This window comes from Gammaproteobacteria bacterium, from assembly GCA_030949385.1.
GTDB lineage: Bacteria > Pseudomonadota > Gammaproteobacteria > JAUZRS01 > JAUZRS01 > JAUZRS01.
The window spans coordinates 186,668-209,517 of the sequence record JAUZSP010000006.1 but is presented as its reverse complement, the minus strand read 5'-3'; the positions used below and the strand labels follow the sequence as shown (position 1 = coordinate 209,517).

The following is a 22,850-nucleotide window of genomic DNA, read 5'->3' as shown; positions in this document are numbered from 1 at the left end:
CCACCAACCCCAAACCTACCCCCACGACAGCGGTTAATCCCCACGACTGTGGGGAACACTTGACCTTGTCTGATCTGGTTCTTCGTGTTGACGGTTAATCCCCACGACTGTGGGGAACACCTCAGGAGTTTGAGAAAGGTATGCCTGCCGGGCGGTTAATCCCCACGACTGTGGGGAACACTGATAAAAAATGATTGAGCGGGACGGCGACCTGCGGTTAATCCCCACGACTGTGGGGAACACAAATGAATTACTCGGTTTTTTCCGCCGGGAAACGGTTAATCCCCACGACTGTGGGGAACACTGTGTAGGCTTTTAGCTTACCTAGCGCCTGTTCGGTTAATCCCCACGACTGTGGGGAACACTATTAGTTCCCCGGCCACAAATATTGTTGTGTCGGTTAATCCCCACGACTGTGGGGAACACACAGCGATAAAACAATTATGGCATCGACGTGCCGGTTAATCCCCACGACTGTGGGGAACACGAGGATATTTTAGAGGCGGTCAAACCTGTTCTGCGGTTAATCCCCACGACTGTGGGGAACACCCGCTATTAGCCGTGGCTCTCCATTGGATGATCGGTTAATCCCCACGACTGTGGGGAACACAAACAGGATCAGATACATGTTTGAGATAGAAACGGTTAATCCCCACGACTGTGGGGAACACCAGCACCCTCTGCCCTTAATACGCTGCAAGAACGGTTAATCCCCACGACTGTGGGGAACACGACTGTGGATGTGATTTTTCCCTGTTCTGCTACGGTTAATCCCCACGACTGTGGGGAACACACAGCGATAAAACAATTATGGCATCGACGTGCCGGTTAATCCCCACGACTGTGGGGAACACGCAGTTAATTAACGCCGTTCATGGTCATGTTACGGTTAATCCCCACGACTGTGGGGAACACGCAGCGCGATTACATCGAACGTCAAGGCAGTTCGGTTAATCCCCACGACTGTGGGGAACACCTCGCGTGTCTAATTTAAATAACGGTTGGACAGCGGTTAATCCCCACGACTGTGGGGAACACTACGGCAGGCGTTGGCCTGCTGAATTTCTCATCGGTTAATCCCCACGACTGTGGGGAACACAGGATGGCGAAAAATGGATTTTAGCAATTGGCCGGTTAATCCCCACGACTGTGGGGAACACTACTAAAGTCAGAACTAGCCGATGACCTTTACCGGTTAATCCCCACGACTGTGGGGAACACATCTTTCGCCTTGTTGGTGCCCACCAAATACACGGTTAATCCCCACGACTGTGGGGAACACCATTTATGGCAGAAAAGGCAGTAGATAGAGCACGGTTAATCCCCACGACTGTGGGGAACACATCTTTCGCCTTGTTGGTGCCCACCAAATACACGGTTAATCCCCACGACTGTGGGGAACACCATTTATGGCAGAAAAGGCAGTAGATAGAGCACGGTTAATCCCCACGACTGTGGGGAACACAACACCCAGAAACTTCGGCCTGTTAAACCATCCGGTTAATCCCCACGACTGTGGGGAACACCCGCCTAACGCCAAATTCAACAAAACTGCATACGGTTAATCCCCACGACTGTGGGGAACACATTCTGCATAGTTTAGGCGCTCTTGATAGCGCCGGTTAATCCCCACGACTGTGGGGAACACCGCAGCCCCAGTGATTTGAGAATCATCCATCCCGGTTAATCCCCACGACTGTGGGGAACACGGTCGATTATCGCGCTAATAATTTCAGAGGGCCGGTTAATCCCCACGACTGTGGGGAACACTTTTCTAGCAAGCGCCAATTGATTGGCAGTGGCGGTTAATCCCCACGACTGTGGGGAACACCTCATCATCCGACTCAGGGACCAAAACAACAGCGGTTAATCCCCACGACTGTGGGGAACACAAATTACTAATCAAATTTATTTTCAGTCATTTCGGTTAATCCCCACGACTGTGGGGAACACGAAAGGCGATGGTATTCCCTGTTATTTCTGATCGGTTAATCCCCACGACTGTGGGGAACACTTGGCTGAAATAGAGAGCAAAAGCTTATTAAACGGTTAATCCCCACGACTGTGGGGAACACGCATGATCCCGGCAGATGCGCGCCTCTCCAGGCGGTTAATCCCCACGACTGTGGGGAACACAAACTCACCAAGCGCATTTTATTCAGAGTCGGCGGTTAATCCCCACGACTGTGGGGAACACAGGAGTGACGAATCGGTCACTGATCATCATCGCGGTTAATCCCCACGACTGTGGGGAACACTACACAATGACAATCACGATCAATGGGCAGCTCCGGTTAATCCCCACGACTGTGGGGAACACCATCGCAACCTTTACCCCCACTCCTGAACTACCGGTTAATCCCCACGACTGTGGGGAACACAGATTTCAGAGGGTTACTGCAATTACAAGCGTCGGTTAATCCCCACGACTGTGGGGAACACCACCACCAATACCCCACCAACTGCATAAATGGCGGTTAATCCCCACGACTGTGGGGAACACGTAACCCGGATAAAATCAGAACCCTATCAGCACGGTTAATCCCCACGACTGTGGGGAACACTGAGGTAATTAAATCACACGAGTCACTGCATCCGGTTAATCCCCACGACTGTGGGGAACACAGGATGAGGAGTGGGTCGTGGTGGCTGAGAAAGGGTTAATCCCCACGACTGTGGGGAACACCGCAGGAGTATGAGCATGGTATGCCTGCTGGCCGGTTAATCCCCACGACTGTGGGGAACACCATCGAAACCTTCACACCCACGCCCGAACTACCGGTTAATCCCCACGACTGTGGGGAACACTCAGACAGTTTCGTATAGGTTCGGATTGGGATTGTCGGTTAATCCCCACGACTGTGGGGAACACCAAAGACCAAGCAGTACTGGTGAGGCGAGCGGTTAATCCCCACGACTGTGGGGAACACTGCACCGTCGGATACCGGGCTACGCTGGGCAATCCCCACGACTGTGGGGAACACAGTTCTATAGTCTCAGCGTGAGGATTAGCCTGTACGGTTAATCCCCACGACTGTGGGGAACACACTTAGCAAGTATAACTTTATTATCATAGAGTTATCTGCCCTTGACAAAAGTTACCAAATTTGCTAGTAAAAAGTCTCAATTGTAAAAGAGCAAAAATCTACAGGGGTTTTACCAACAACAGGCCACAACCAAACCCCTTTGCTGACCCCAAACCCTGATACAGGGTTTGCAAAAAGTCATCCACCTGCGTCACCGTCAACACCCCGCTCAAATCCAAGGTACTAAACCTAATCCCACGCTTTTTATCCAAACGCTGTTGATCGTAGCCCTCCACCAGCATCTCACCTGACTCACAAGAAAAGCCCTGTTTTTCCGCTCGTCTTTGCAACCATCTAGCCCCCTCTTGCTGGCACAACTGCGCCATACTTGGCCACTGATCTTTAGGCACAGCTTGACGCTTCAACTCATGTTTGGCGTTCATCACCACATCATGCCGACAATGCCGCCCCTTTTCATCGCGGCGCGTTACCACCGGATTCACCCGCAAGCGAAAAGACAACCGCTGCCCCACATGCAACACCGGCTTATAAGGACGGCTCTCAATCTGCCAAACACCCGCCTCATCCTGTGGCCGATCTTCGGACAATAAATAATAACAAGCCGTCTCTGCCGATTGATCTCGATGATACAGAAAAGCGCGTTTTTCCATTTCAGCAGAGAAAAACCGCCACACCAATTGATGCTCACGATACCGATCCGCCAACGCCCACTGAGCCAACTGATGATGAGAAAGGTCAGGTCGCAACCGAATCCGACTAAAATAATGCATCACTCTTCTCCTCCCAAATGCTGAAACTCCTGACGATTAGAAAACTGCCACCGCTTACGGCTGACCAATTCATCACCACGAATCAATTGCAGATCCGCCGACATGCCCGCCTGTTGCGGATTCAGATCCTCCCAATAATGAGACACCTTGCCCCGAGGCAACGCCTTAAGAAAGGCATCCCCTCGCCACTCAACACCATCGAAAGCGGCTTTTAAACTCTCCGAACTCACCACCTGAGCCTCTATCGGCAAGCCAAAAGGACAGGATTTACGCCCCAAATAGAGCGCAAATTTCGGCTCGCACAGCGCCTCTTGCAACACACTCAAATCGTATGGCGCTGACTCACGAGACCAAAAAGCAACGCTGTAACACGCATCAAGATGATAATCCCGTTGTGACAAAATCGTATTGATTTTCTTCTTCTCAGTCTTCTGCAACTCCTCACGACGAGTGGCGTAAACCACCTTTTCCTGCGCCGACGGCACTTGTGTGGTGTGATAATCCCGCAACAACTCCCCAGCGGCTTCCACTCTCACGGCAAAACCGTACCCCCGCTGCAACGCCAACAACGCTTTTTCTTCTGCACGATGCACCCCCAAAGCAGCGGCCAACAAACCCACCACCGCTGATTTCGTCGGACGGCCTGCCGATAAGCGCGGTCCACCAACGGCATGTTCACCCCACGAGGCCATCGCCCCATACAATCGAACCAACAGATACGATCTCATCATCACTTACTCCGTGGCACACGCGATCAACTCAGCCAACGTCCCCTCACCCTGCACCACATTCACCGCCACTCGACGATCCGCACACGCCCCATAAGCCCGATCCATATTTTCATAACAGCTCTCCAAGGCCTTGATTGAATCGCCCAACAGATCCGCACCCCAGACCGGTTTTAAAAACGCCACCGACAGCGAACGCGGTTGCTGATTCCCCGCCTCACACAACAGATACGAAGCCCGCGCCCGAGAAGCAAAACTGTTCTGTTTTCCCGTCGGAGCCACCGTTGCCGCCGACTCAATCAACGCCGCCAGAGCATTCTTGGCCAACGTCTCATCGCCGCCTAAATTATCCACCAGCAAACTGTAATCAATACAGAGGTAGAGATAAAACAGACCAGCGGCAAACTCCGTCTCCCCCATGTGACCCGCACCCATATCTTCATTACCGCTGTTCAGATCATCCACTGCGGTAAAAAAATCATCCTCCACCATAACTTTATGCACCGAAATGGCGTGAGCAACTTGTGCCGCTGCTTCGGTATTAAAGCTCGGAGAGGAAGCCAACATGCGCCCAAACAGCGCAATATCCACCGCCGTATGATCCTTACGCAACAGTTTCAATTCGTCTTCTGTGGGAGCCTCTTGACGCTCAATCACCACCGCCACCAGATCATCAATGGCCGCTCGCTCCTCAACACTGAAGTGCATTAACTGCTCAATCTGCACATTTTCTCGATAGAGCTTCAAACGCTCCTCATCGGATGCATTCGATTCTTTTAATTTTTTCGCCAGATCCTTATCCACTTTTAATTTACCAAACGGCTCAGCAATTGATTTTGCCCACTCAAACGCCTGCTTCTCTTTTACCTCAGCCTCAATAAAGCGGTTAAAAATCTCACCCCCCATTGACTTGGTGCGTGTTCCCACATGGCCATTCATCGCCTCTTGAAACAGATCTGAGGTTCGCCATGCGCGCTTCAAACTCTGTGAAGAGACCCGTAAACGCGGCGCTCCGCCCATCACTGCGGTTTTTGGCCGACCCAAATCATCACGGTTTAAATTCGCAGGTGGATAAGAGGTTAAAAGATGCAACTGAATAAAACGGCTCATAAAATACCACTCCTAACAACAAAATAAAAAAGAGAAAAAACACATCAACCTTCGCTTTATTTGACAGACGCTTTAGCAAAATAAGCGTACGCCCATCGCTGCTTTACTTTATCTCCCCAATAAAAAAGACTGTTAGCCAAATCAAAAATATTGGCTTTTCGATCCAACATCGGCAACACCCGCACCAGCGCCAACCACACATCATCACGGCTGCGTTGCAGCAGACGACGAAAGCGTAAATTACTCAAACGAGCGTTGCTCCCCCCCGCTTTAGGGCTGGCCAACTGCATCGCAATCTCCTTATTATCGGCCTGCTTCACATGCGCCAAGACCACCGCAATCATGGCCAGACGACTCGGCCAATCCCCCCGAGCGGAGCTCAATAAGGGTCTAACTTGCCCATAAAGTCGTTGAAAACAGGGAGAGACAATTACCGTCGTCAACGTCTTCGCCCGCCGCAATTCCGCCCGTCCACCGTTATCCGACTCCAGCGACAACCACCATGCGTGCATCGCCTGACCTAATTCACTTTCAGCGGAAAATTCAATTTTCATGTTGCGCTCCTTTTATTTAAAGGGGCCATATTTAAAACAGCCCTTATTTTTTTACCACGTAATAACCCAGATAATTTTTTATGCGCTGCACTGATGCGCTGTGGATCAGAAAATACAACCCCCCCCCTTACCACCTGCTCATCAAACAGCGCACGCGCATCCAAACTCAATTTCTGATACCAGAGCTCCATTAAATCTCGGCACTGCTCTTTGTTCTCGGCCACCGTACTCAGCGCCGCCAACTGTCGATAAAATGCCGCTTCACTGCGCTGATAAAAGGTCGCAGTTAAAAAACTCACATCCCCCTTATGATCTTTTGGACGCTTAAACCACGCCTCCTTAATGCAGCTTCGGACATACCCCTCAACCTCTTTGGCTCCCAACAACATGGCTCTAACTTCATCAATAAAACAGGTACGCCTTTCAGCATCATCAATGATATAGAGTGGAAAATAACCTTCATGCCAGCAGCGCGCTTTCATGTTGTCCATGTCATAACCAAAGACCCACAAACGCAACTGCGCTTCTTTTATTTTTCTCTTGTTGTAACGCTGAACAATCGTGGCAGCAGAACGATTCTCGTCTTTATTATCTTGAGAAAAAGTAAGCCAATATCGGTACGGAAAGCCACCGGGCTGTGGATGCTCACACAGCGGCATACCCTGTTTGTCACTGTAGTGAGGTGAAAGTGGGTGCCGCCAAGCACCGCTGTAATTCACCCCATAGTTTCGCGTCATAAATTGCTCTATTAGTGAATCACTGACCTCGCCGCACACAGCACACTCCGCCGCAGGCAAATCACTTTCCAGCAGTCGAATCCGGCGCGGCATCCCCCAATACATCTGCAATGGATGCACATCTTCCGGTGTCGTATCCACACCGCTTTTTTCACTGCTGCGCGTTGCCGCCAACCACGGAAAAGTCGCACTCTCTGCCGTCAGTGAAGCATTGCCGCTGCTGCTCTCTAATTCGGAACGCAGCAGAACATTCAACCAAAGATCTCGCCATAAAGAAGGCGGCGTGTCCTCATCGTCCACAATGGGATCGGCACAGACCAAAGTGGTCAACGGCCCCCCGCCCCGCAGTGACGTACGATGCCCCGCCCCCCCACTTGGCGCATTGGTTTGCAGAGTAAATAAGGCCGTGGCCGCACAACAGGGGCAAAGCGCCGCAGCTTGACCGCGTTTAATAAAGTGATCTGTATTTTGTTTCAGCGTATTTTCACCTGGCGTTTCAATCAACAGAGCCGCAATGGGCTTAGCCCCACCCTCCAATTGAGATTCAAAATCTTGCATAAAACAGGGCTGCTCTCCCAGCAGTTCAAACGCCTTTTCATGTTTTTGAAAGTGAGACTGAAGCGTCTCAGGGGTCGGTGGGGTCAGCAAAAAAATCCAACCACTCATCTTCATCTTTTGGCGCAAACGCCGTCTGCAACAGACCCAAGATAAATTGCACCAAAGCCGCATTAAAATCAGCCCGAGGCGATGCCAAAGCCAACACATCGGGATCAGAGATCTGCCATACAGGGATTTTTTTTAATCTTCCATCCAGACAGCGCACCGCTAAAAATGGCTCTTGCAGTAAATTGAAACTCATCCGATTTCCCTCTTAATCTCAAAGACAGATGAACTGTACTCCCAGAAAAAGAAAAGATCAACAAAAAATTAAGTGTTAATCGTTAATTATTTTATGCCGAAGTGAAAAGCAAGACAATGGAGGGGAAATAAGAAAGGGGCTGGGATTTGAAAACCGAGCTGATACACTGCACACGTTCCCACACGCCTGTGGGATCAACCGTGTTAGTCGTTGATTAACGCCCCGTTCCCTAACGTTTTAGGGCAAGAAGCGGTGTCGGAAAAGCCAACACCGCCTTCTTTTTTATTCGACACGCACCCCTTGCCCCCTGTCACACAATAAACGCACCGTTTCTCCCTTGGCATTTTTGCCACATCCGACCCAGATATCACCCTGCTGTTCCAGCACCATAAGCAAGCTCCACTTACCCTGAGCCGGTAACTGTTGCTGTATCGCTTCATATTGAGATTCGGTGACTTCTTTTGGCAAAAAGGTCTCCACCAGCAGAGATGTACGCAACTGAACCGCACTGTAATCCCACTGAAACGCCGCCTGATCTGCCGCCCACGCGTGTAAACAGCCCCCCTCCCAGCGCGCTAAATAGGTCGTCATACTTTCCTCATCCGCCAAACGAGTTGGCGTAACCGCCTCCTCCCACCAATTAAAACTACTATCAAAACAATAGCCTAACTCAATGTTCAGAGCATTTTCTTTTGCCACACTGCTGCGCCCTTTTGCGACACCCTGCGCTTGAAAACAATTGCTCAATAAACTCTCAGGCAATTGATCCTCCGCCTCAACGCCGTAAACGCCCTCAATCAACAAACGTGCATCTTCCGGCATATCAAACCCACCACGTTGCTGCAATAAACGCGCAGTGAGCCAAAGCTGAGCATGATCTTCATAGACCTTTTGCGCCCTTGGGAAAAAATCACGAAACCAATCCGCATTGGGATCAGCCGTCACTTCAGGACTGTACACCGTCAACACCGCCCCTCCACGCTGATCTTCTGTCTCAACCAACCGCCCTTGAAGATCACGGCTGTGACGCTGCAAACGCCCCGCCCTCTGAATTAATAGATCCACCGGAGCCAAATCTGTAACCAGAACATCAAAATCCAGATCCAATGACTGCTCCACCACCTGTGTCGCAATCAAAACAGCACCACGCCGCCCAGCAGCATCCCCCTGTTTACCAAACCGCTTCACCACCTCTTGCTCAATTCTCAAACGATCCGACAAACTAAAACGAGCATGAAACAGCACAATATTCCATTCTGGATGCGCCTCTTTCAATTCAGAAAAACTCTTCAGCGCATCCTTAACGGTGTTGCGTATCCAACACGCGCATTGACCTTTTTCAACCACTGACTGCAACAGAGAAACCACAGACTCACTTTGATGGACAAAATCAACCGTCACAAAACGACTGACACTGGGGCGACTCTCAACGACCTGCTCACTCAACCCTGCGCGGCTCCAGTGACTCAAGAGGGGGTAATCATTCAAACCTTGTTGTTGCAACTGAACAGGATCACCATCACGGCCTTTTGCATAGGCGGTCAGCAACTCTTCACGCTGTTTAAAAGGCAAAGTAGCCGAAAGTAAAATAGCCGATCCTCCCGCTTGTGCATGTACCGTCAATAGATGGCATAAAAGACGGTGCATGTAACTGTCACACGCATGAACCTCATCCACCAACAGCACCTTATCCAACAAACCCAACAAGCGCAGAGATTGATGCCGAGCCGGTAAAATCGCCAATAACGCTTGGTCAATGGTGCCAACGCCCACCTGAGCCAACAGGGATTTTTTACGACTGTCTGCCAACCACGCGCTGCAATGCAGATCTGCCGGTACAGTGTCATCACCGTAACGTGCTGATGACGCTGCAAAGGTCGGTAAATAACTGCTGCGAAACGCCTCCGATAGCTGCCGCGCCCCATGTGACAAAACCAAAGAAGGTTTCGCTCCTTCTGCTTGATACAATTTTCGATACACCGCACCCAAGCGGTCGTACATGGCATTAGATGTGGCCATTGTCGGCAGGGCAAAATAGAGTCCATTGGCCAAATTTGCCGCCATCAAACGCTGTGATAAAATCAAGGCCGCTTCCGTTTTACCACTGCCAGTTACATCTTCCAAAATAAACAGCTGAGGCTCTGATCCTATCTCACACTCAACCGCTTGCTGCTGCAACGGAGTAGGTGAATCCATATACGCACCGAACAAACGCGTTAAATTTAATTCAGTATCGCAATGTGACGGAGTTAATTCCGCCAACTGAACGACGTTATCAGCCCGTGGTAACGCCGTATTTCGCCAATAATCCATCAAAGGAACAAGGTCTGTTTTATAGCAAAAAACCTCTGCATTCGACCCTAGCCAATCACACAGAACGGTAAAACCACTCAACCACCACGCCGCTGTTTTAATTTTTTTCGCATCAGGTAATACAGGTTTATCAGGCAATAATAATTCAATTATCGCCCCAACAAATTGTTTCACCGCAGGCAAATCATCCTCGCCCGTATAATTTCTTAAGCCACCAAAATCCTCTTTAGGTGGCTGGCCATGATGACCCGTCACCGCTCTCACCCAATGATCCAAGCCATCTTCTTTGGCTGCTCTACGCCGCTTAGCAGGCAGCCCCCAGCTCTCTTGCAAGTGCGCCCTCACACCCAGCTCTGCACTCCACAATAAAAACCCCAAGCTGTCGTGACGCATAGAGGCTTCCGCGCCTTCTCGCCCCTGTAATTTTTTTTGCACATCCGTTCGAAGCTGCTGAAAACTATCGGTAAATTTTCCCAGATCGTGCAACACCAAAAAAAAGATCATCCACTGCTGAAACACCACTTCATCCAAACCACACAAACGTGCCAACAACCTACGCAAACGAGGCTGCTGGTTTAGTAGCACCTCACCCACCGCAGCCACATCCAGACAGTGATAAGGCAACAGGTGGTAATCCAATGATTGCCCCTCTTTTTGTCGCCCCGCCTTGCCCCAATAACGATAATAATCTTCCACTCACTTACTCCATAATGTTGTTGACCATCAAAAATTTCGCATAACATTAAGATGGATAAATAGAATACCCAGACCAAGATAAATTATCTACATTGACATTCTCCCCCTACCCTCTATACTCATTGGTATTACAAAAATCAAAAGGTAATACAAAAATGCAGACATCCAACCTAACCAGCAAAGGGCAAGTAACCCTACCAGCCTCCATTCGTAAGCAATTAAATTTAAAAACAGGGGATCGCATCGTCTTTACCTTGCAAGACAATAAAATCATTGCCGAACCGCTGTGCAACGACATCAGCAGCCTATTTGGCATCATTAAGAGCGATAAAGCGGTCTCTTTGAATGAAATTGAAGAAGCCATCGCACAGGTAATGCTCAAATGATCGGCATTGACACCAACGTCTTAGTTCGCGTATTGATTGACGATCACAAAGCAAAAAAACAGTGTGAACAAGCTCGGTCACTGTTGTTAAAGCATGAAAAAACCCTCATCACCGACACCGTGTTGATCGAGACAATTTGGGTCATACAGCGTGCTTACAGTATTAAAAAACCTCAAATCATCTCAACCATAGAGCGTTTGTTGTTACAAAGCACCCTCGTATTCGATGATAAAAATACGCTTGAAAACGCTTTAGAGACGTATCGAAGCCATGCTTTTGAGTTTTCCGACGCACTGATTTTAACTAAAAATCAAGAAAAACAATGCAGCCTCTACACCTTTGATAAAAAACTATCGAAACACGCATCAGCGACTCACTTAAACCAAACCGAATAAAATAAAACCCACACCATGAACTTCTACCACATCACCGAACACGACCTACACGACACCAACCCACTGTTTCAAAAAAGTTGCGAACAACGCAACATTCTCTACCTAGAAATCACCGCCGAAACCTTTGATTATCAGCGCACCCCACGCCCCGAAAAAGGCGACCTGATCTACCGATCTGGTGCCGACATCGCCTGCATTCGACTGGAAAAATTTCTGTTTAAACATGGGGTCTGTGGTCTCTATCAACAGCCCTTTTTTGAATGCTTAGAACAAACTATTTTATTGCAAAAAGCAGGCATCCCCACCCCGAAAACCGTCTACTCGCTGCGCGCTGATCGGCGTTTATTAACCCGCCACATTGAATATTTAGGCGGCTTTCCGCTGGTGATAAAAATACCGGGCTCCGAGGGTGGCATGGGTTTGATTCAGGTGGATTCCTACCCCGCCCTGACCTCCTTACTGGATCACTTAGGTGGTTCGCCGCTGTTGATGGAATACATCGAACACCGCTGCTCTTATCGTTTGGTGGTGCTCGGTGATGAGGTCATCGCCACGAAAACCCTCTACCCCGCCACCGCTGATTTTCGCAGTAACAGCCACGGCGGTCAGAGCGATTATCAACCTGAGGTGCCAACAGCAGCAAAAGAAATGGCGCTGCACGCCGCGCAGATTTTGCAACTGGAATTCGGTGGGGTGGATATTTTAGCCCAGCCCGATGGCCGCTTGATGTTTGCCGAGCTGAATTTCCCCTGCTATTTCGCCGACCAACAAAATGAAGGCGGTGTTGATATCAGTGGTAAAATATTGGATTATTTACGTGCAAAAAGCAGAACCGAAAAAACAACCTAATCTGGAGAGTCTTATGACAACACGCCGCCGATTTTTAACCTACCTCGCCACCGGCCTACTGGCCAGCGCCCCGATTCATCATCTGCTCGCCGATGACGATGACGATGACGACGACAAGAAAAAACGCAAAAACAAACACCATGACCGTGATGACGATAATGACGACGACGATCATGATGATGACAAAAAAGACCGTTATCACAGCAGCAACCCTCACCAGCCACCAATGGACAGCACCAGCTCTGCAACCCAACGCCGCATGAGCCCACAAGAGTGGCAACGTTACATGCAGTCTCAAATGCCCTACCCTGCCAACCCGCACCAAAATCGTCAGCCCGCAATGCCACGCCCCATGCAAAATGCCGAACAACAGGCCAAGCAGATGAAACACCGCGCCATTCAAGCCGAACAACGCAGCAAACAAAACGCCGAACAACGTTTCAAACAACAGTAGGGGCAACCCTTGTGGTTGCCCTTCTGTAGCAACCCTTGTGGTTGCCCTTCCATAACAACCAGAATAGGGCGGAAAATGTTCCGCCCCTACGGGTAAACAAAAACACCCACAAAAAAGCCCCCGCCCTGTTCAACAGAGCGAGGGCTTTTTTTAGCGAACAATAAAAGCTTAGAGAGCGGCAACCATCACCGCAGCACCAGCAATCAACACCCGAGTAGTCGTACCTGTCAGCGCATCGTAACTCATCTCATACACTGCAACACCCGCATCCAACTGCGCTTGAGTGCCCCAATAACGCACTTTGACTTTGACCCGACCATCGGCCTTCACCTCCTGTTTGCCTTCACCCACCTGCTCAGAAACAACATTGGCATCATTAGGATCACCCACATAAAGCTCAAAGCGTGTTTTAACTTCTTTCAGCGGCGCAACGGGGGTCACCACTGGCAGGCCACTGACCGCTACTTTAACCAAGCGACTGGTGGCCGCATTGGCCGCCGCATCCAAAGCATCGTCGTCCAGTTCGCGAGCAAAGACACCGACACCGTTTGGATCATGAATCTGCCAGTTGGTGTCCACCGCCACACCGTTGGTATCAAAGCAGCTGTCGCCGTTGGCATCATTGATGTCCTCATCACGGCAGAAGGTGGCCAACAACAGACCGCCATTGGCATCAAACTCTTCTTTGCGGTGTTCAACCGAGGAGAGACCCTCTTCATCATCCTGCTGCATGCTGCGTACAAAACCACCCGTGTCATCCGCACGGCCTTCAACGGTCGCCGCTTCAGACTTGGAGATCACCGCACCGTTTTTGGTCTTGGTTTTGGATTCGTTCTCACTGAAACTCAACTCCACACCGCTGATGGCCGTTTCAGAAGGCACCTCTTTAATCGTCAACAGAGACTCTTTCAGCTCGGTTTTGTCTTTTTCAGTCTCTTCCTTGCTGCCCGTCACCGTCATGCTGTCGCCATTCACAGCGTCAGCAATAAAGGTGTACTGGAAGGATTCAATCTCGCTGCCTTTGTTAATCTCTTCCAATAAGGAGACCCGAGACTCATCTTCAGACCATTGCAGGGTGAAATCTGCGACTTCATTTTCAGCAAAGTCACGCAATTGAACGGTTGTTCCGCCAGCTCCAGCTCCAGCTCCAGCTCCAGCATCCGATGCACCATTACCCGCTGCATCTGCGGCTGGGGTGCTTGCAGGCAAGACCACCACGTAGTTCAACGGTGCAGCAACCATTTTCAGACGATAGAGATAATCCGTTGCCAAAGCGGTCGTTAAAGTAGTGAACTCAAACTCGTTATCAATCGCGATCAAGCTGCCCACTTTAGGCCATGCACTGTTGGCTCCCACACCGTTGGCACGATCTCGTGCCGCCAACAAAGCGGCATCAACCTCTGCTTTGCTGAGATCATCGTCATCCAAAATTTTGGCTTCCAACGCCGCATAAACCGCGTCTGCCATCGTTTGGGTGTAGGTCAGCTCAAAGGTGCCTTTGGCCACAGAACACACGTCATCAACCACAGTCAATTGACACTCGGCCACCAGCGAATCCCACAATTTATCCACTAAAACAAACTGATCGGCAATCTGTGCCTGACGGGCTTTCATATTGCGAGCAAAAGCCTGCAAACGCTGATAACCAAAACTGACCGGCGCTGCCACCGTAGGCGAGGGATTCACCACAACGGGCGTTGTACCATCCGCCACCCGTAGGCTTTTCACCGTGCCGTTACTGAGCAATGATTTAGGGATATTAATACTGTAGGTCTCAGGCACGTTTTTCAGCAAGCCCGTATCAACGGGGGTCGAACCGCCACCGCCGCCACAAGCCGCCAACACCAAAGCACTTAATACGGGTAGGGACATTTGCCATTTCTTGTTCATAACACGCTCCTTGAGGACAATAAATAACGGATCTATAAGCCATCATAGAAGCTGAAGCGCATTCCACCAAGTCCTAAGGTGCTGATTTGGGAGCTGAGTCTCATACTTGATTGCCAAGAAAATCATATCGGTGCGTAATACCCGTTAATAACTGATGTTACGTAATTGGTTAAAAAATAAGTGCATCGTAACCCCCGTCATTCCCGCGAAGGCGGGAATCCACATGAGAATTTGATCGTCTTGTATAGATTCCCGCCTTCGCGGGAATGACGAGCAAGACCACTGTATATCATGATTCGGGGCTTGTTTTATCGGCGCACTGCCCTTTGGTTGGTGCTCCCTACGCAGTCCTAAACTGCTTGCCTTCACTACTGCGTAATACCCGTTAATAAGCTAAACCAACCACGCCGCACCCCGAACCCCACTGCTGTCGCCATGCACAGGCGGCAACAAACGGGTGTTCACCTGATCAGAAAACACATACTTACCCCAAAGCTTGGGCACGTTGTCATACAAACGGCTCACTTTAGAGAGTCCTCCCCCCAATACAATCACCTCAGGATCCAGCACATTGATGATCTGCGCCAAGGAACGCGCCATGCGATCCTCATAACGCCGCAGGGTTGCCTCACAGACCACATCTCCCGCGCTCGCCTGCGCCACAATCTGTTCACCGGACAAAGCCATCGAAGTAACCGCCAAATGATCCCGCGCCAAACCGGTACCGGAGATCCACGTCTCAATGCAGCCCTCTTGGCCGCAATAACAACTCGCTCCAGGCAGCTCCTCTTCCCTCGGCCACGGCAGCGGGTTATGCCCCCACTCACCGGCAATGGCATTGGAGCCGTGCAACACACGCCCATGAACCACTACGCCACCACCGCAACCGGTACCGACAATCACCCCAAACACCACATTCGCCCCAGCCCCTGCACCGTCGGTGGCCTCCGACAAAGCAAAACAGTTGGCATCGTTGGCCATCGGCACCGAACGCTCAAGCCGTCGCTCAATGTCCTGCTGAAACCGTTTGCCATTCAAACCCACATTGCTGGAGTTTTTATGCAGCCCCGTGGCGGGCGAGATCGCCCCCGGAGTACCCATACCCACACTGCACGAACACCCCACTTGTGCCTCAAACATCCGCACCAGATCCACCACCGCTTGCAACGTAGCGGAGTAATCGCCTTTAGGGGTTGGCACCCGTTGGCGCTGCACAATCAGACCGTCCTCTTGCATCAGCACCGCTTCAATCTTGGTACCACCCAAATCAATCCCAATTCGCATCTTATGTTCACCTTTTTGCACTTGACATTGGATACTTATACACACACTCTTTTTTTAGATTTAAAAACCTATCAAAAAATGTCCTAACAGACAAAAAAATTTTAAAAAAGATTAACTCATTGTTTTTTATTGACTTTATTTTTTTGATCAAAAAAACATCATTTTGTTTCAAAGCCCGTCAAAACGTCCTCAATGAGCCTAATTAACAACTAATCCACAGAGTTATCCACAGAGTCTGTGGATAATGATAGTTTTCCCTAAATAATGAAGAAGTTAGCTCAAAAACACCCCAACAAAGACTTAAAGTTCTAGTTATCAAGGGCTTGACAATCCCCTACATTACTCAAAAATTTCTCTCGAATTTAGTCTGAAAAAGAGGCGAAATTCTAACAAAACCAACTTGACATCATCGTTTTTATTTCATTCAAGCAACAATCAAAAAATCCCGCTTTTGATTCAAACACAAGATATAGAAACAAGCCGCAAAAGTAAGTTGTTCAGCAACCTTCTACAGCGCCTCAATCAGCCGCAACAACAGTGGCTTAAGGCCCATATGAAGACCTTATTTACAACAGAGGAAAAACACCATATATAGCCACAAACACAACAAGTTGTGTTTTGCGATAAAAATTAACCCATGGTATTGTGCCTGCGCCAATTAAGTGGAACGCCCAACCCAACTCTTATTCATTAAAAAAAGACCGAACAAGCATGTCCAGCGAACAACAGAAACAAGCCAATACTTCGATCAATTACCGTGTTATGCGCCGTAATGGCAAAACCACCCCGTTTGACAAAGAAAAGATCAAACTGGCCATGAGCAAAAGTTTTCTGGCCGTTGAAGGCGACAGCGCCTCCGCCAGTCGTCGCATCCATGAAGTGGTCGATAAACTCACCGAACAGGTCAGTTACGCCCTCATGCGCAGCCGCCCCAGCGGCGGCACCTTTCATATCGAAGACATACAAGATCAAGTCGAGCTGTCACTGATGCGCGCTGGCGAACATAAAATTGCCCGCGCATACGTCATCTACCGTGAAGAACACGCCCGCAAACGCGCTGCCAACGAAGCTGAAATCCAGTCCAGCGTCCCAGAAAGTGAAGAGATCGCCCCTACGGAGATCATCACCGCTCTGCAAGAGAGCCAACTGTCTGTGCTGCTGAGCAACGGCAGCCGCAAAGCCCTTGATGTGGCGCGTCTGCAAACCATCATCACCGAAGCCTGCCAGAACTTAGCAGAGGTCGATCAAGAATTGATCCTCAAAGAAGTCCGCCGCAACCTCTACGACGGCGTGACGGAAAAAGAGCTCAGCAGCGCCCTGGTGATGAGCGCCAGTATGTTGATCGAACGGGAGCCCAACTACAGCCAAGTGGCGGCACGTCTGTTGATGGATCACATGCGCCGCGAAGCCCTCAGCTTCCTCAGCGGCCACAACAGCGAAGCCACCCAGAGCGAAATGGCCGAACGTTATCCGCACTACTTCGCCCAATACATCAAACGCGCCGCTGAGCTGGAACTGCTAGACGAAAAACTGGCCAACGAATACGACCTAGAACGGCTCGGTTACGCCCTGCTGCCCGAACGGGACAACCAGTTCACCTATCTCGGTCTACAAACCCTCTATGACCGCTACTTTATCCACCACTACGACACCCGCATTGAACTGCCACAAGCCTTCTTTATGCGCGTCGCAATGGGACTGGCGATCAACGAAGTGGACAGAGAAACCCGCGCCATCGAGTTCTACCAACTGCTCTCCAGCTTCGACTTTATGAGCAGCACCCCAACCCTGTTTAACTCCGGCACCTTGCGTCCGCAGCTCAGCTCCTGTTATCTGACCACCGTGCCCGATGACCTTTACGGTATTTTTGATGCGATCAAAGACGATGCCATGCTCTCCAAATTTGCCGGAGGTCTGGGCAATGACTGGACCCCAGTACGGGCGATGGGCTCGCACATCAAAGGCACCAACGGCAAATCCCAAGGGGTGGTGCCGTTTCTGAAAGTGGCCAACGATACGGCGGTGGCCGTGAACCAATGTTTTGCCCCCGACACCCTGCTGCACACCGGCGATGGCATCAAAAAAATCAAAGACGTGCAGGCCGGTGATCTGGTCTTAGGCCAACGAGGTCACTACCGCGAAGTGCAAAAACGCTTCGCCTACAACCAGACCGATGCGATGGTGGAAATCAAGGTCAAACACGCCATCTCACCGCTTCACGTCACCAGCGGCCATCCCCTTTGGGCGTTGAGTGGCCTTCCTCTGGGGCAAACCAACCAACGCAGTTACCGCCAACTGGAGAGCGGCAAAGTCAGCCCACAGTGGCGTGATGCCGGTGAACTGAAAAAAGGCGACTTTGTTGCCCAAGTGATCCCCCAAGAAGTCACACCGGTTGACGGCTTTGACGACGACGACGCTCGCCTCTACGGCCTGCTGCTCGGCGACGGCCATTGCAGCAAAAACGGCCTTGAGTGGGGCATCTCCCCCAACCCCAACAGCGATGCCCATCTGGATTTTATCCGCAATTATCTGGAGGCTCGCGGCTTGCACTATTGGCAGAGCGGCGAGAGAGAAAATGATCTGCAAATTCGCTGGGCGCAAAACTGCGGTCTCGCCCGTGAAGCCACCAGCGGTCAATTTGTCCGTGGCAGCGCCAGCGGTTTTACTTTCAGCCGCGAAGACCTCTACGACCACCACGGCAAAAAACGCATTGCCCGCCGTTACGCTCACCTGCCCCGCTCACAAACCCTGTCTCTGATTCAAGGTTTGATCGAAACCGACGGCAACGTCAGTCGCGGCAAAGAGATCACCTTCAGCAACACCTCTCAAGCCCTGATTGAAGGTTTGCGTTATCAACTGCTGCGTTTGGGTGTGCCCTCTGCCGGTCAGTACCGCGAACGGCAACAGAACCATCAAGGCCAACGTGCCGATGGCAGCACCATTCAGTTCAACGGCCTGTGTACATCCTACGATCTGCGCATTCCAGCCACTCAAGAGATTGCCGAGCGGGTCAACTGCCAACCCCTCAAAAAGCAGAACTGGCTGAGCTGGAACGGCCACATTTTCAGTCGGGTACGCTCCGTCACCCCCCTCACCGCTGTGCCGTTTGTCTACGATCTAAAGGTCGAGGGCGATGAGTCGTACATGACCACCAGCGCGCTGGCGCACAACGGTGGCAAACGCAAGGGAGCCATGTGCGCCTATCTGGAAACCTGGCATTTGGACATCGAGGACTTTTTAGAGCTGCGCAAAAACACCGGTGACGAGCGTCGTCGCACCCACGACATGAACAGCGCCAACTGGATTCCCGACCTGTTTATGAAGCGCGTCTCCGAAGAAGCACAGTGGACGCTGTTCTCGCCCGACGACACTCCTGATCTGCACGATCTCTACGGCAGCGAATTTGAAACCCGTTATTGCGAATACGAAGCCAAAGCGGAACGCGGTGAGATCAAGCTGAGCAAACAAATACCGGCATTGGAACTGTGGCGCAAAATGCTCGGTATGCTGTTTGAAACAGGCCATCCGTGGATCACCTTTAAAGATCCGTGCAACATTCGCTCACCGCAGCAGCATGTGGGCGTGGTTCACAGCAGTAATTTATGTACAGAGATAACTTTGAACACCTCTGCCGACGAGATTGCGGTCTGCAACTTGGGTTCGATCAACCTGCCTGCGCACATCGGTGACGACGGCACGCTGGACACCGCCAAATTGCAGCGCACCATCACCACCGCCATGCGGATGCTCGATAACGTCATCGACTACAACTACTACAGCGTCCCCAAAGCACGGCGTTCTAATCTGCGTCATCGCCCCGTAGGCATGGGTTTGATGGGCTTCCAAGACGCGCTCTATAAAATGCGTGTGCCCTACGGCAGCAACGAAGCGGTCAGCTTTGCCGATCTGAGCATGGAGACCATCAGCTATTTTGCCATCCAAGCTTCCAGTGATCTGGCCGCCGAACGGGGCAGCTACAAAAGCTACCAAGGCTCTCTCTGGGATCAGGGCATTCTGCCCATCGACTCTTTGCAAACCTTGGCCGACAGTCGCGGTGCCTATTTGCAGACCGACATGAGCCAGAGCCTAGATTGGGACAGCCTGCGCCAGACGGTAAAAAAACAGGGGATGCGCAACTCCAATACGATGGCCATTGCACCCACCGCCACCATCTCCAATATCTGTGGGGTGACCCAATCCATCGAGCCGACCTATCAGAACCTGTTTGTGAAATCGAACCTCTCCGGCGAGTTCACCGTCATCAACCCGCACTTGGTTCACGACCTGAAACAGTTGGGGTCTGTGGGATCAGGTGATGGTCAATGATCTGAAATACTACGATGGCAGCTTGCAGACCATCGACCGCATTCCTGAGGAGCTAAAAGCCCTCTACGCCACCGCTTTTGAGATGGACGCTCGCTGGTTGATCGAGGCCGCTGCACGGCGACAAAAGTGGCTTGATCAAGCCCAATCGCTCAACCTGTACATGGCCGAACCCTCGGGCCGAAGCTGGACAACATGTACAAACTGGCGTGGATTCGCGGTCTAAAAACCACCTACTACCTGCGCTCCATTGGCGCGACGGCAGCAGAAAAAACCTCTGGGGACAGCGGCGATGCGGTGGAAGAAGAGAGCAACAAAGCACCCAAAATGTGCTCAATCTTAGAACCGGATTGTGAGGCGTGTCAGTAGGAAATCCTCCCCAACCCTCCTTTGTCAAAGGAGGGCGCGCTGCGTTTAAACTCTTGCCCGAGACTTTAACAGCACTACACCTTCCCCTTAGAAAAAAAGGAAGGGTAGGCCTTAAAACACTTAAAAATCAGCATATTATAAAGAACTAATTTAATTATGGAACAAGACAACCCACCAAAAATAAGCACTCTAGAAAAATACAAGATTTACCATAAAATTGATAAGTGGGGATTTTGGTTTTTTTGGCTATCTACATTTATTATTATTTTTTCTTATCCAGCTCACTACGCCATCCAAAGCTACAACCAAAATCTATTCTTCTTCGATCGTTTTGGAGCACTAGCCTTAGCTCTTTTACTTTTTAGCGAGTTCAGGATTAATGGAAAAATACTTTCCTCCAAGGCCATAATCCTAGATATGAAGAACGAAACAATCAAAAAAATAATAAATTTTCATGGGAAAAAATCAGATCTTTCAATTCATTCAGCACTTGACTCAAGCTTATATACCATCAACATCCTGCATGACATGGGTGATGAAAAAATACAAAAAAGCAAAGAAAAAGTTAACCAAAGCAATGCAGAATTAGCAGAGTATCTAACAAACCTCCCAAAAAATATTGAAGAAGAGCTGAAGCCATTATTGGAATTAGAGCTTAAAAAAAAATTTATATCCTTCAACATAGAAACCATTCAGTCTCATATATTATCCTCCATCATAATAGCAACCATTATTTGGGGATTTGGTTCATTATTATATTAATAATTTAATATCAAATAAATAAACACAAGCATCTCAAACCACCAATACACAACCAAACATCGCGTGGACACAAAAAAGTATCCACCCTACGAATCAAAGGAACAACACCATGCTCAATTGGGATGACCCACTAGCAAACGCCAAACCGGCCAGCAGCACAAAAACCTCAGCCGTGGCAGAAACAACAGAAAACAGCGCCCCTGCCATCGAGAACAGCAGCACCCCCACGGCCAACAAAGCCCCACAAGGTCTGCAACCGGTCAACCCCGATGACAAACGAGTCGTCAACGGCAAAACCGACATCAACCAACTGGCACCGTTTAAATACCCGTGGGCGTGGAGCTACTTCCTCAACGCCAACAAAAACCACTGGACTCCCTTGGATGTCAACATGACCCAAGACATCCACGACTACCACCACAAACTCACCGCCGAAGAGCGCCACGTCTATGAAAACGTACTCTCTTATCTAACCACCTCCGACATCATGGCGATGCGTAACATCGGCTTGGCGGTGATGGAGAAGATGACCGCACCTGAATTGCAGATCTACCAAGCCCGCCAAGTCTACGAGGAGGCACTGCACACCTGGACCTACCAACACTGCATCGAAACCATCGGTCTGGATCAATCGGAGATCTACAACCGCTACCGTGTCGTGCCGGAGATCAATGCCAAAATCCAGCTGGCAGATCGTCGTCTCAGCTCCATCATGCGCCCCGACATCGACCTCACTGACCGCGACGAACTGCAAAACTTTGTCATGGCCTACATCTTCTTTGCCGCCATTTTCGAAGGCTGCTGGTTCTACAACGGTTTCAGCCCCATCTTCGCCCTGCAACGGCGTGGCTTGATGAAAGGCACCGCCGAACAACTGCAATACATCATGCGTGACGAGGTAATGCACTGCTCCTTTGGCATTCGAGTGGTGAAACAGATCATCCAAGAAGAGAACATCACCCTCGACCCCAAGGCGATTCGTGAGATGTGGGACGAAGCAGAAGCCGCCGAAAAAGGCTACGCCAGCTACATTCTGCGCAACCCCATTTTGGGCTACTCTGCTGAAGGGCATTTGGGTCAGTTCCACTTTATCGCCAACCGCCGCGCACGCAGCTTAGGGCTAGAAGAACCCTTCCCCGGCGCTGAAAATGCGCTGCCGTGGCTGGACGAACAGGCCAACCTACGCAAAGAGAAAAACTTCTTTGAAACCCGCGTCACCGAATACCAAACCGGCGGTGCATTGAATTGGGATTGATCCCATACAGAAGCATGAAAACCCAACATTAAAAAAACCCACAAAAAAAGCCCCGCCAGATCACTCCGA

The 22,850-nt window shown here is 50.4% G+C and carries 16 protein-coding genes, 1 pseudogene and 1 CRISPR repeat array (1 of these 18 cut by a window edge); of the genes and pseudogenes, 9 read left to right on the top strand and 8 right to left on the bottom strand.

Annotated elements, in window-relative coordinates; genetic code table 11:
* Window positions 1–3,047: a CRISPR direct-repeat array (repeat unit 29 nt; unit sequence CGGTTAATCCCCACGACTGTGGGGAACAC) (it extends 280 nt beyond the left edge of the window).
* A 98-nt stretch (window positions 3,048–3,145) separates the two neighbouring features.
* The 6 genes and pseudogenes from cas6e to cas3 all read right to left on the bottom strand — a co-directional run bounded on the left by cas6e (window position 3,146) and on the right by cas3 (window position 10,814).
* A complete protein-coding gene (gene cas6e, locus Q9O24_08355) occupies window positions 3,146–3,817 on the bottom strand; it encodes a type I-E CRISPR-associated protein Cas6/Cse3/CasE (protein MDQ7075144.1) in 672 nt (223 codons plus the stop codon).
* Window positions 3,817–4,548 carry a type I-E CRISPR-associated protein Cas5/CasD gene (cas5e, locus tag Q9O24_08350; protein MDQ7075143.1) on the bottom strand — a complete coding sequence of 244 codons (732 nt, stop codon included), beginning with the start codon at window positions 4,546–4,548 and terminating at the stop codon, window positions 3,817–3,819. The genes cas6e and cas5e overlap by 1 nt, the downstream gene beginning before the upstream one ends.
* A gap of 3 nt (window positions 4,549–4,551) precedes the next feature.
* Window positions 4,552–5,655 (bottom strand): type I-E CRISPR-associated protein Cas7/Cse4/CasC, encoded by a 1,104-nt coding sequence (gene cas7e / locus Q9O24_08345; protein ID MDQ7075142.1) that lies wholly within the window; start codon window positions 5,653–5,655, stop codon window positions 4,552–4,554.
* A gap of 56 nt (window positions 5,656–5,711) precedes the next feature.
* Complete coding sequence (gene casB / locus Q9O24_08340) at window positions 5,712–6,209, bottom strand: type I-E CRISPR-associated protein Cse2/CasB (protein ID MDQ7075141.1); 498 nt, start codon at window positions 6,207–6,209, stop codon at window positions 5,712–5,714.
* A pseudogene (gene casA / locus Q9O24_08335) lies at window positions 6,206–7,805 on the bottom strand (type I-E CRISPR-associated protein Cse1/CasA). Before casA ends, casB begins: the two are co-directional and overlap by 4 nt.
* A 282-nt stretch (window positions 7,806–8,087) precedes the next feature.
* Window positions 8,088–10,814, bottom strand: a complete 2,727-nt coding sequence (gene cas3, locus Q9O24_08330; protein MDQ7075140.1) for a CRISPR-associated helicase Cas3' — start codon at window positions 10,812–10,814, stop codon at window positions 8,088–8,090.
* Window positions 10,815–10,969: 155 nt separating this feature from the next.
* Between cas3 and Q9O24_08325 the strand changes: the two genes are divergently transcribed.
* The 4 genes from Q9O24_08325 to Q9O24_08310 are packed head-to-tail and all read left to right on the top strand — an operon-like array spanning window position 10,970 to window position 12,898.
* Window positions 10,970–11,200, top strand: coding sequence for an AbrB/MazE/SpoVT family DNA-binding domain-containing protein (locus Q9O24_08325; GenBank protein MDQ7075139.1), 231 nt, complete (start codon window positions 10,970–10,972; stop codon window positions 11,198–11,200).
* Entirely contained in the window at window positions 11,197–11,595 is a 399-nt protein-coding gene (locus Q9O24_08320) for a type II toxin-antitoxin system VapC family toxin (GenBank protein ID MDQ7075138.1), read from the top strand. The genes Q9O24_08325 and Q9O24_08320 overlap by 4 nt, the downstream gene beginning before the upstream one ends.
* Before the next feature lie 15 nt (window positions 11,596–11,610).
* Entirely contained in the window at window positions 11,611–12,444 is an 834-nt protein-coding gene (locus tag Q9O24_08315; GenBank protein MDQ7075137.1) for a hypothetical protein, read from the top strand.
* Window positions 12,445–12,457: 13 nt separating this feature from the next.
* Entirely contained in the window at window positions 12,458–12,898 is a 441-nt protein-coding gene (locus Q9O24_08310) for a hypothetical protein (protein ID MDQ7075136.1), read from the top strand.
* A 168-nt stretch (window positions 12,899–13,066) separates the two neighbouring features.
* On the opposite strand, the gene Q9O24_08305 is transcribed toward Q9O24_08310, so the two are convergent.
* Window positions 13,067–14,788, bottom strand: coding sequence for a hypothetical protein (locus Q9O24_08305; GenBank protein MDQ7075135.1), 1,722 nt, complete (start codon window positions 14,786–14,788; stop codon window positions 13,067–13,069).
* Between the two features lie 393 nt (window positions 14,789–15,181).
* Complete coding sequence (locus tag Q9O24_08300) at window positions 15,182–16,072, bottom strand: ROK family protein (GenBank protein ID MDQ7075134.1); 891 nt, start codon at window positions 16,070–16,072, stop codon at window positions 15,182–15,184.
* Between the two features lie 711 nt (window positions 16,073–16,783).
* On the opposite strand from Q9O24_08300, the gene Q9O24_08295 reads away from it, so the two are divergent.
* The 5 genes from Q9O24_08295 (at window position 16,784) to Q9O24_08275 (ending at window position 22,781) form a co-directional block, all read left to right on the top strand.
* Window positions 16,784–20,398: a ribonucleoside-diphosphate reductase subunit alpha gene (locus Q9O24_08295; GenBank protein MDQ7075133.1), complete on the top strand. Its 3,615-nt coding sequence runs from the start codon at window positions 16,784–16,786 to the stop codon at window positions 20,396–20,398.
* The gene (locus Q9O24_08290; protein MDQ7075132.1) at window positions 20,388–20,621 is read left to right on the top strand and encodes a hypothetical protein; all 234 of its coding nucleotides are present in this window, start codon (window positions 20,388–20,390) and stop codon (window positions 20,619–20,621) included. The genes Q9O24_08295 and Q9O24_08290 overlap by 11 nt, the downstream gene beginning before the upstream one ends.
* Complete coding sequence (locus Q9O24_08285) at window positions 20,591–20,764, top strand: hypothetical protein (protein MDQ7075131.1); 174 nt, start codon at window positions 20,591–20,593, stop codon at window positions 20,762–20,764. Before Q9O24_08290 ends, Q9O24_08285 begins: the two co-directional genes overlap by 31 nt.
* A gap of 156 nt (window positions 20,765–20,920) precedes the next feature.
* On the top strand, window positions 20,921–21,526 hold the full coding sequence (locus Q9O24_08280; GenBank protein ID MDQ7075130.1) for a hypothetical protein: 606 nt from the start codon (window positions 20,921–20,923) through the stop codon (window positions 21,524–21,526).
* A 109-nt stretch (window positions 21,527–21,635) separates the two neighbouring features.
* A complete protein-coding gene (locus tag Q9O24_08275; protein MDQ7075129.1) occupies window positions 21,636–22,781 on the top strand; it encodes a ribonucleotide-diphosphate reductase subunit beta in 1,146 nt (381 codons plus the stop codon).
* The last annotated feature ends 69 nt before the right edge of the window (window positions 22,782–22,850 follow it).

Coding starts and splice junctions, on each gene's coding strand:
- cas6e (MDQ7075144.1), bottom strand. CDS start 3,817: ATGCATTATTTTAGTCGGATTCGGTTGCGACCTGACCTTTCTCATCAT.
- cas5e (MDQ7075143.1), bottom strand. CDS start 4,548: ATGATGAGATCGTATCTGTTGGTTCGATTGTATGGGGCGATGGCCTCG.
- cas7e (MDQ7075142.1), bottom strand. CDS start 5,655: ATGAGCCGTTTTATTCAGTTGCATCTTTTAACCTCTTATCCACCTGCG.
- casB (MDQ7075141.1), bottom strand. CDS start 6,209: ATGAAAATTGAATTTTCCGCTGAAAGTGAATTAGGTCAGGCGATGCAC.
- Q9O24_08325 (MDQ7075139.1), top strand. CDS start 10,970: ATGCAGACATCCAACCTAACCAGCAAAGGGCAAGTAACCCTACCAGCC.
- Q9O24_08320 (MDQ7075138.1), top strand. CDS start 11,197: ATGATCGGCATTGACACCAACGTCTTAGTTCGCGTATTGATTGACGAT.
- Q9O24_08315 (MDQ7075137.1), top strand. CDS start 11,611: ATGAACTTCTACCACATCACCGAACACGACCTACACGACACCAACCCA.
- Q9O24_08310 (MDQ7075136.1), top strand. CDS start 12,458: ATGACAACACGCCGCCGATTTTTAACCTACCTCGCCACCGGCCTACTG.
- Q9O24_08305 (MDQ7075135.1), bottom strand. CDS start 14,788: ATGAACAAGAAATGGCAAATGTCCCTACCCGTATTAAGTGCTTTGGTG.
- Q9O24_08300 (MDQ7075134.1), bottom strand. CDS start 16,072: ATGCGAATTGGGATTGATTTGGGTGGTACCAAGATTGAAGCGGTGCTG.
- Q9O24_08295 (MDQ7075133.1), top strand. CDS start 16,784: ATGTCCAGCGAACAACAGAAACAAGCCAATACTTCGATCAATTACCGT.
- Q9O24_08290 (MDQ7075132.1), top strand. CDS start 20,388: ATGGTCAATGATCTGAAATACTACGATGGCAGCTTGCAGACCATCGAC.
- Q9O24_08285 (MDQ7075131.1), top strand. CDS start 20,591: ATGTACAAACTGGCGTGGATTCGCGGTCTAAAAACCACCTACTACCTG.
- Q9O24_08280 (MDQ7075130.1), top strand. CDS start 20,921: ATGGAACAAGACAACCCACCAAAAATAAGCACTCTAGAAAAATACAAG.
- Q9O24_08275 (MDQ7075129.1), top strand. CDS start 21,636: ATGCTCAATTGGGATGACCCACTAGCAAACGCCAAACCGGCCAGCAGC.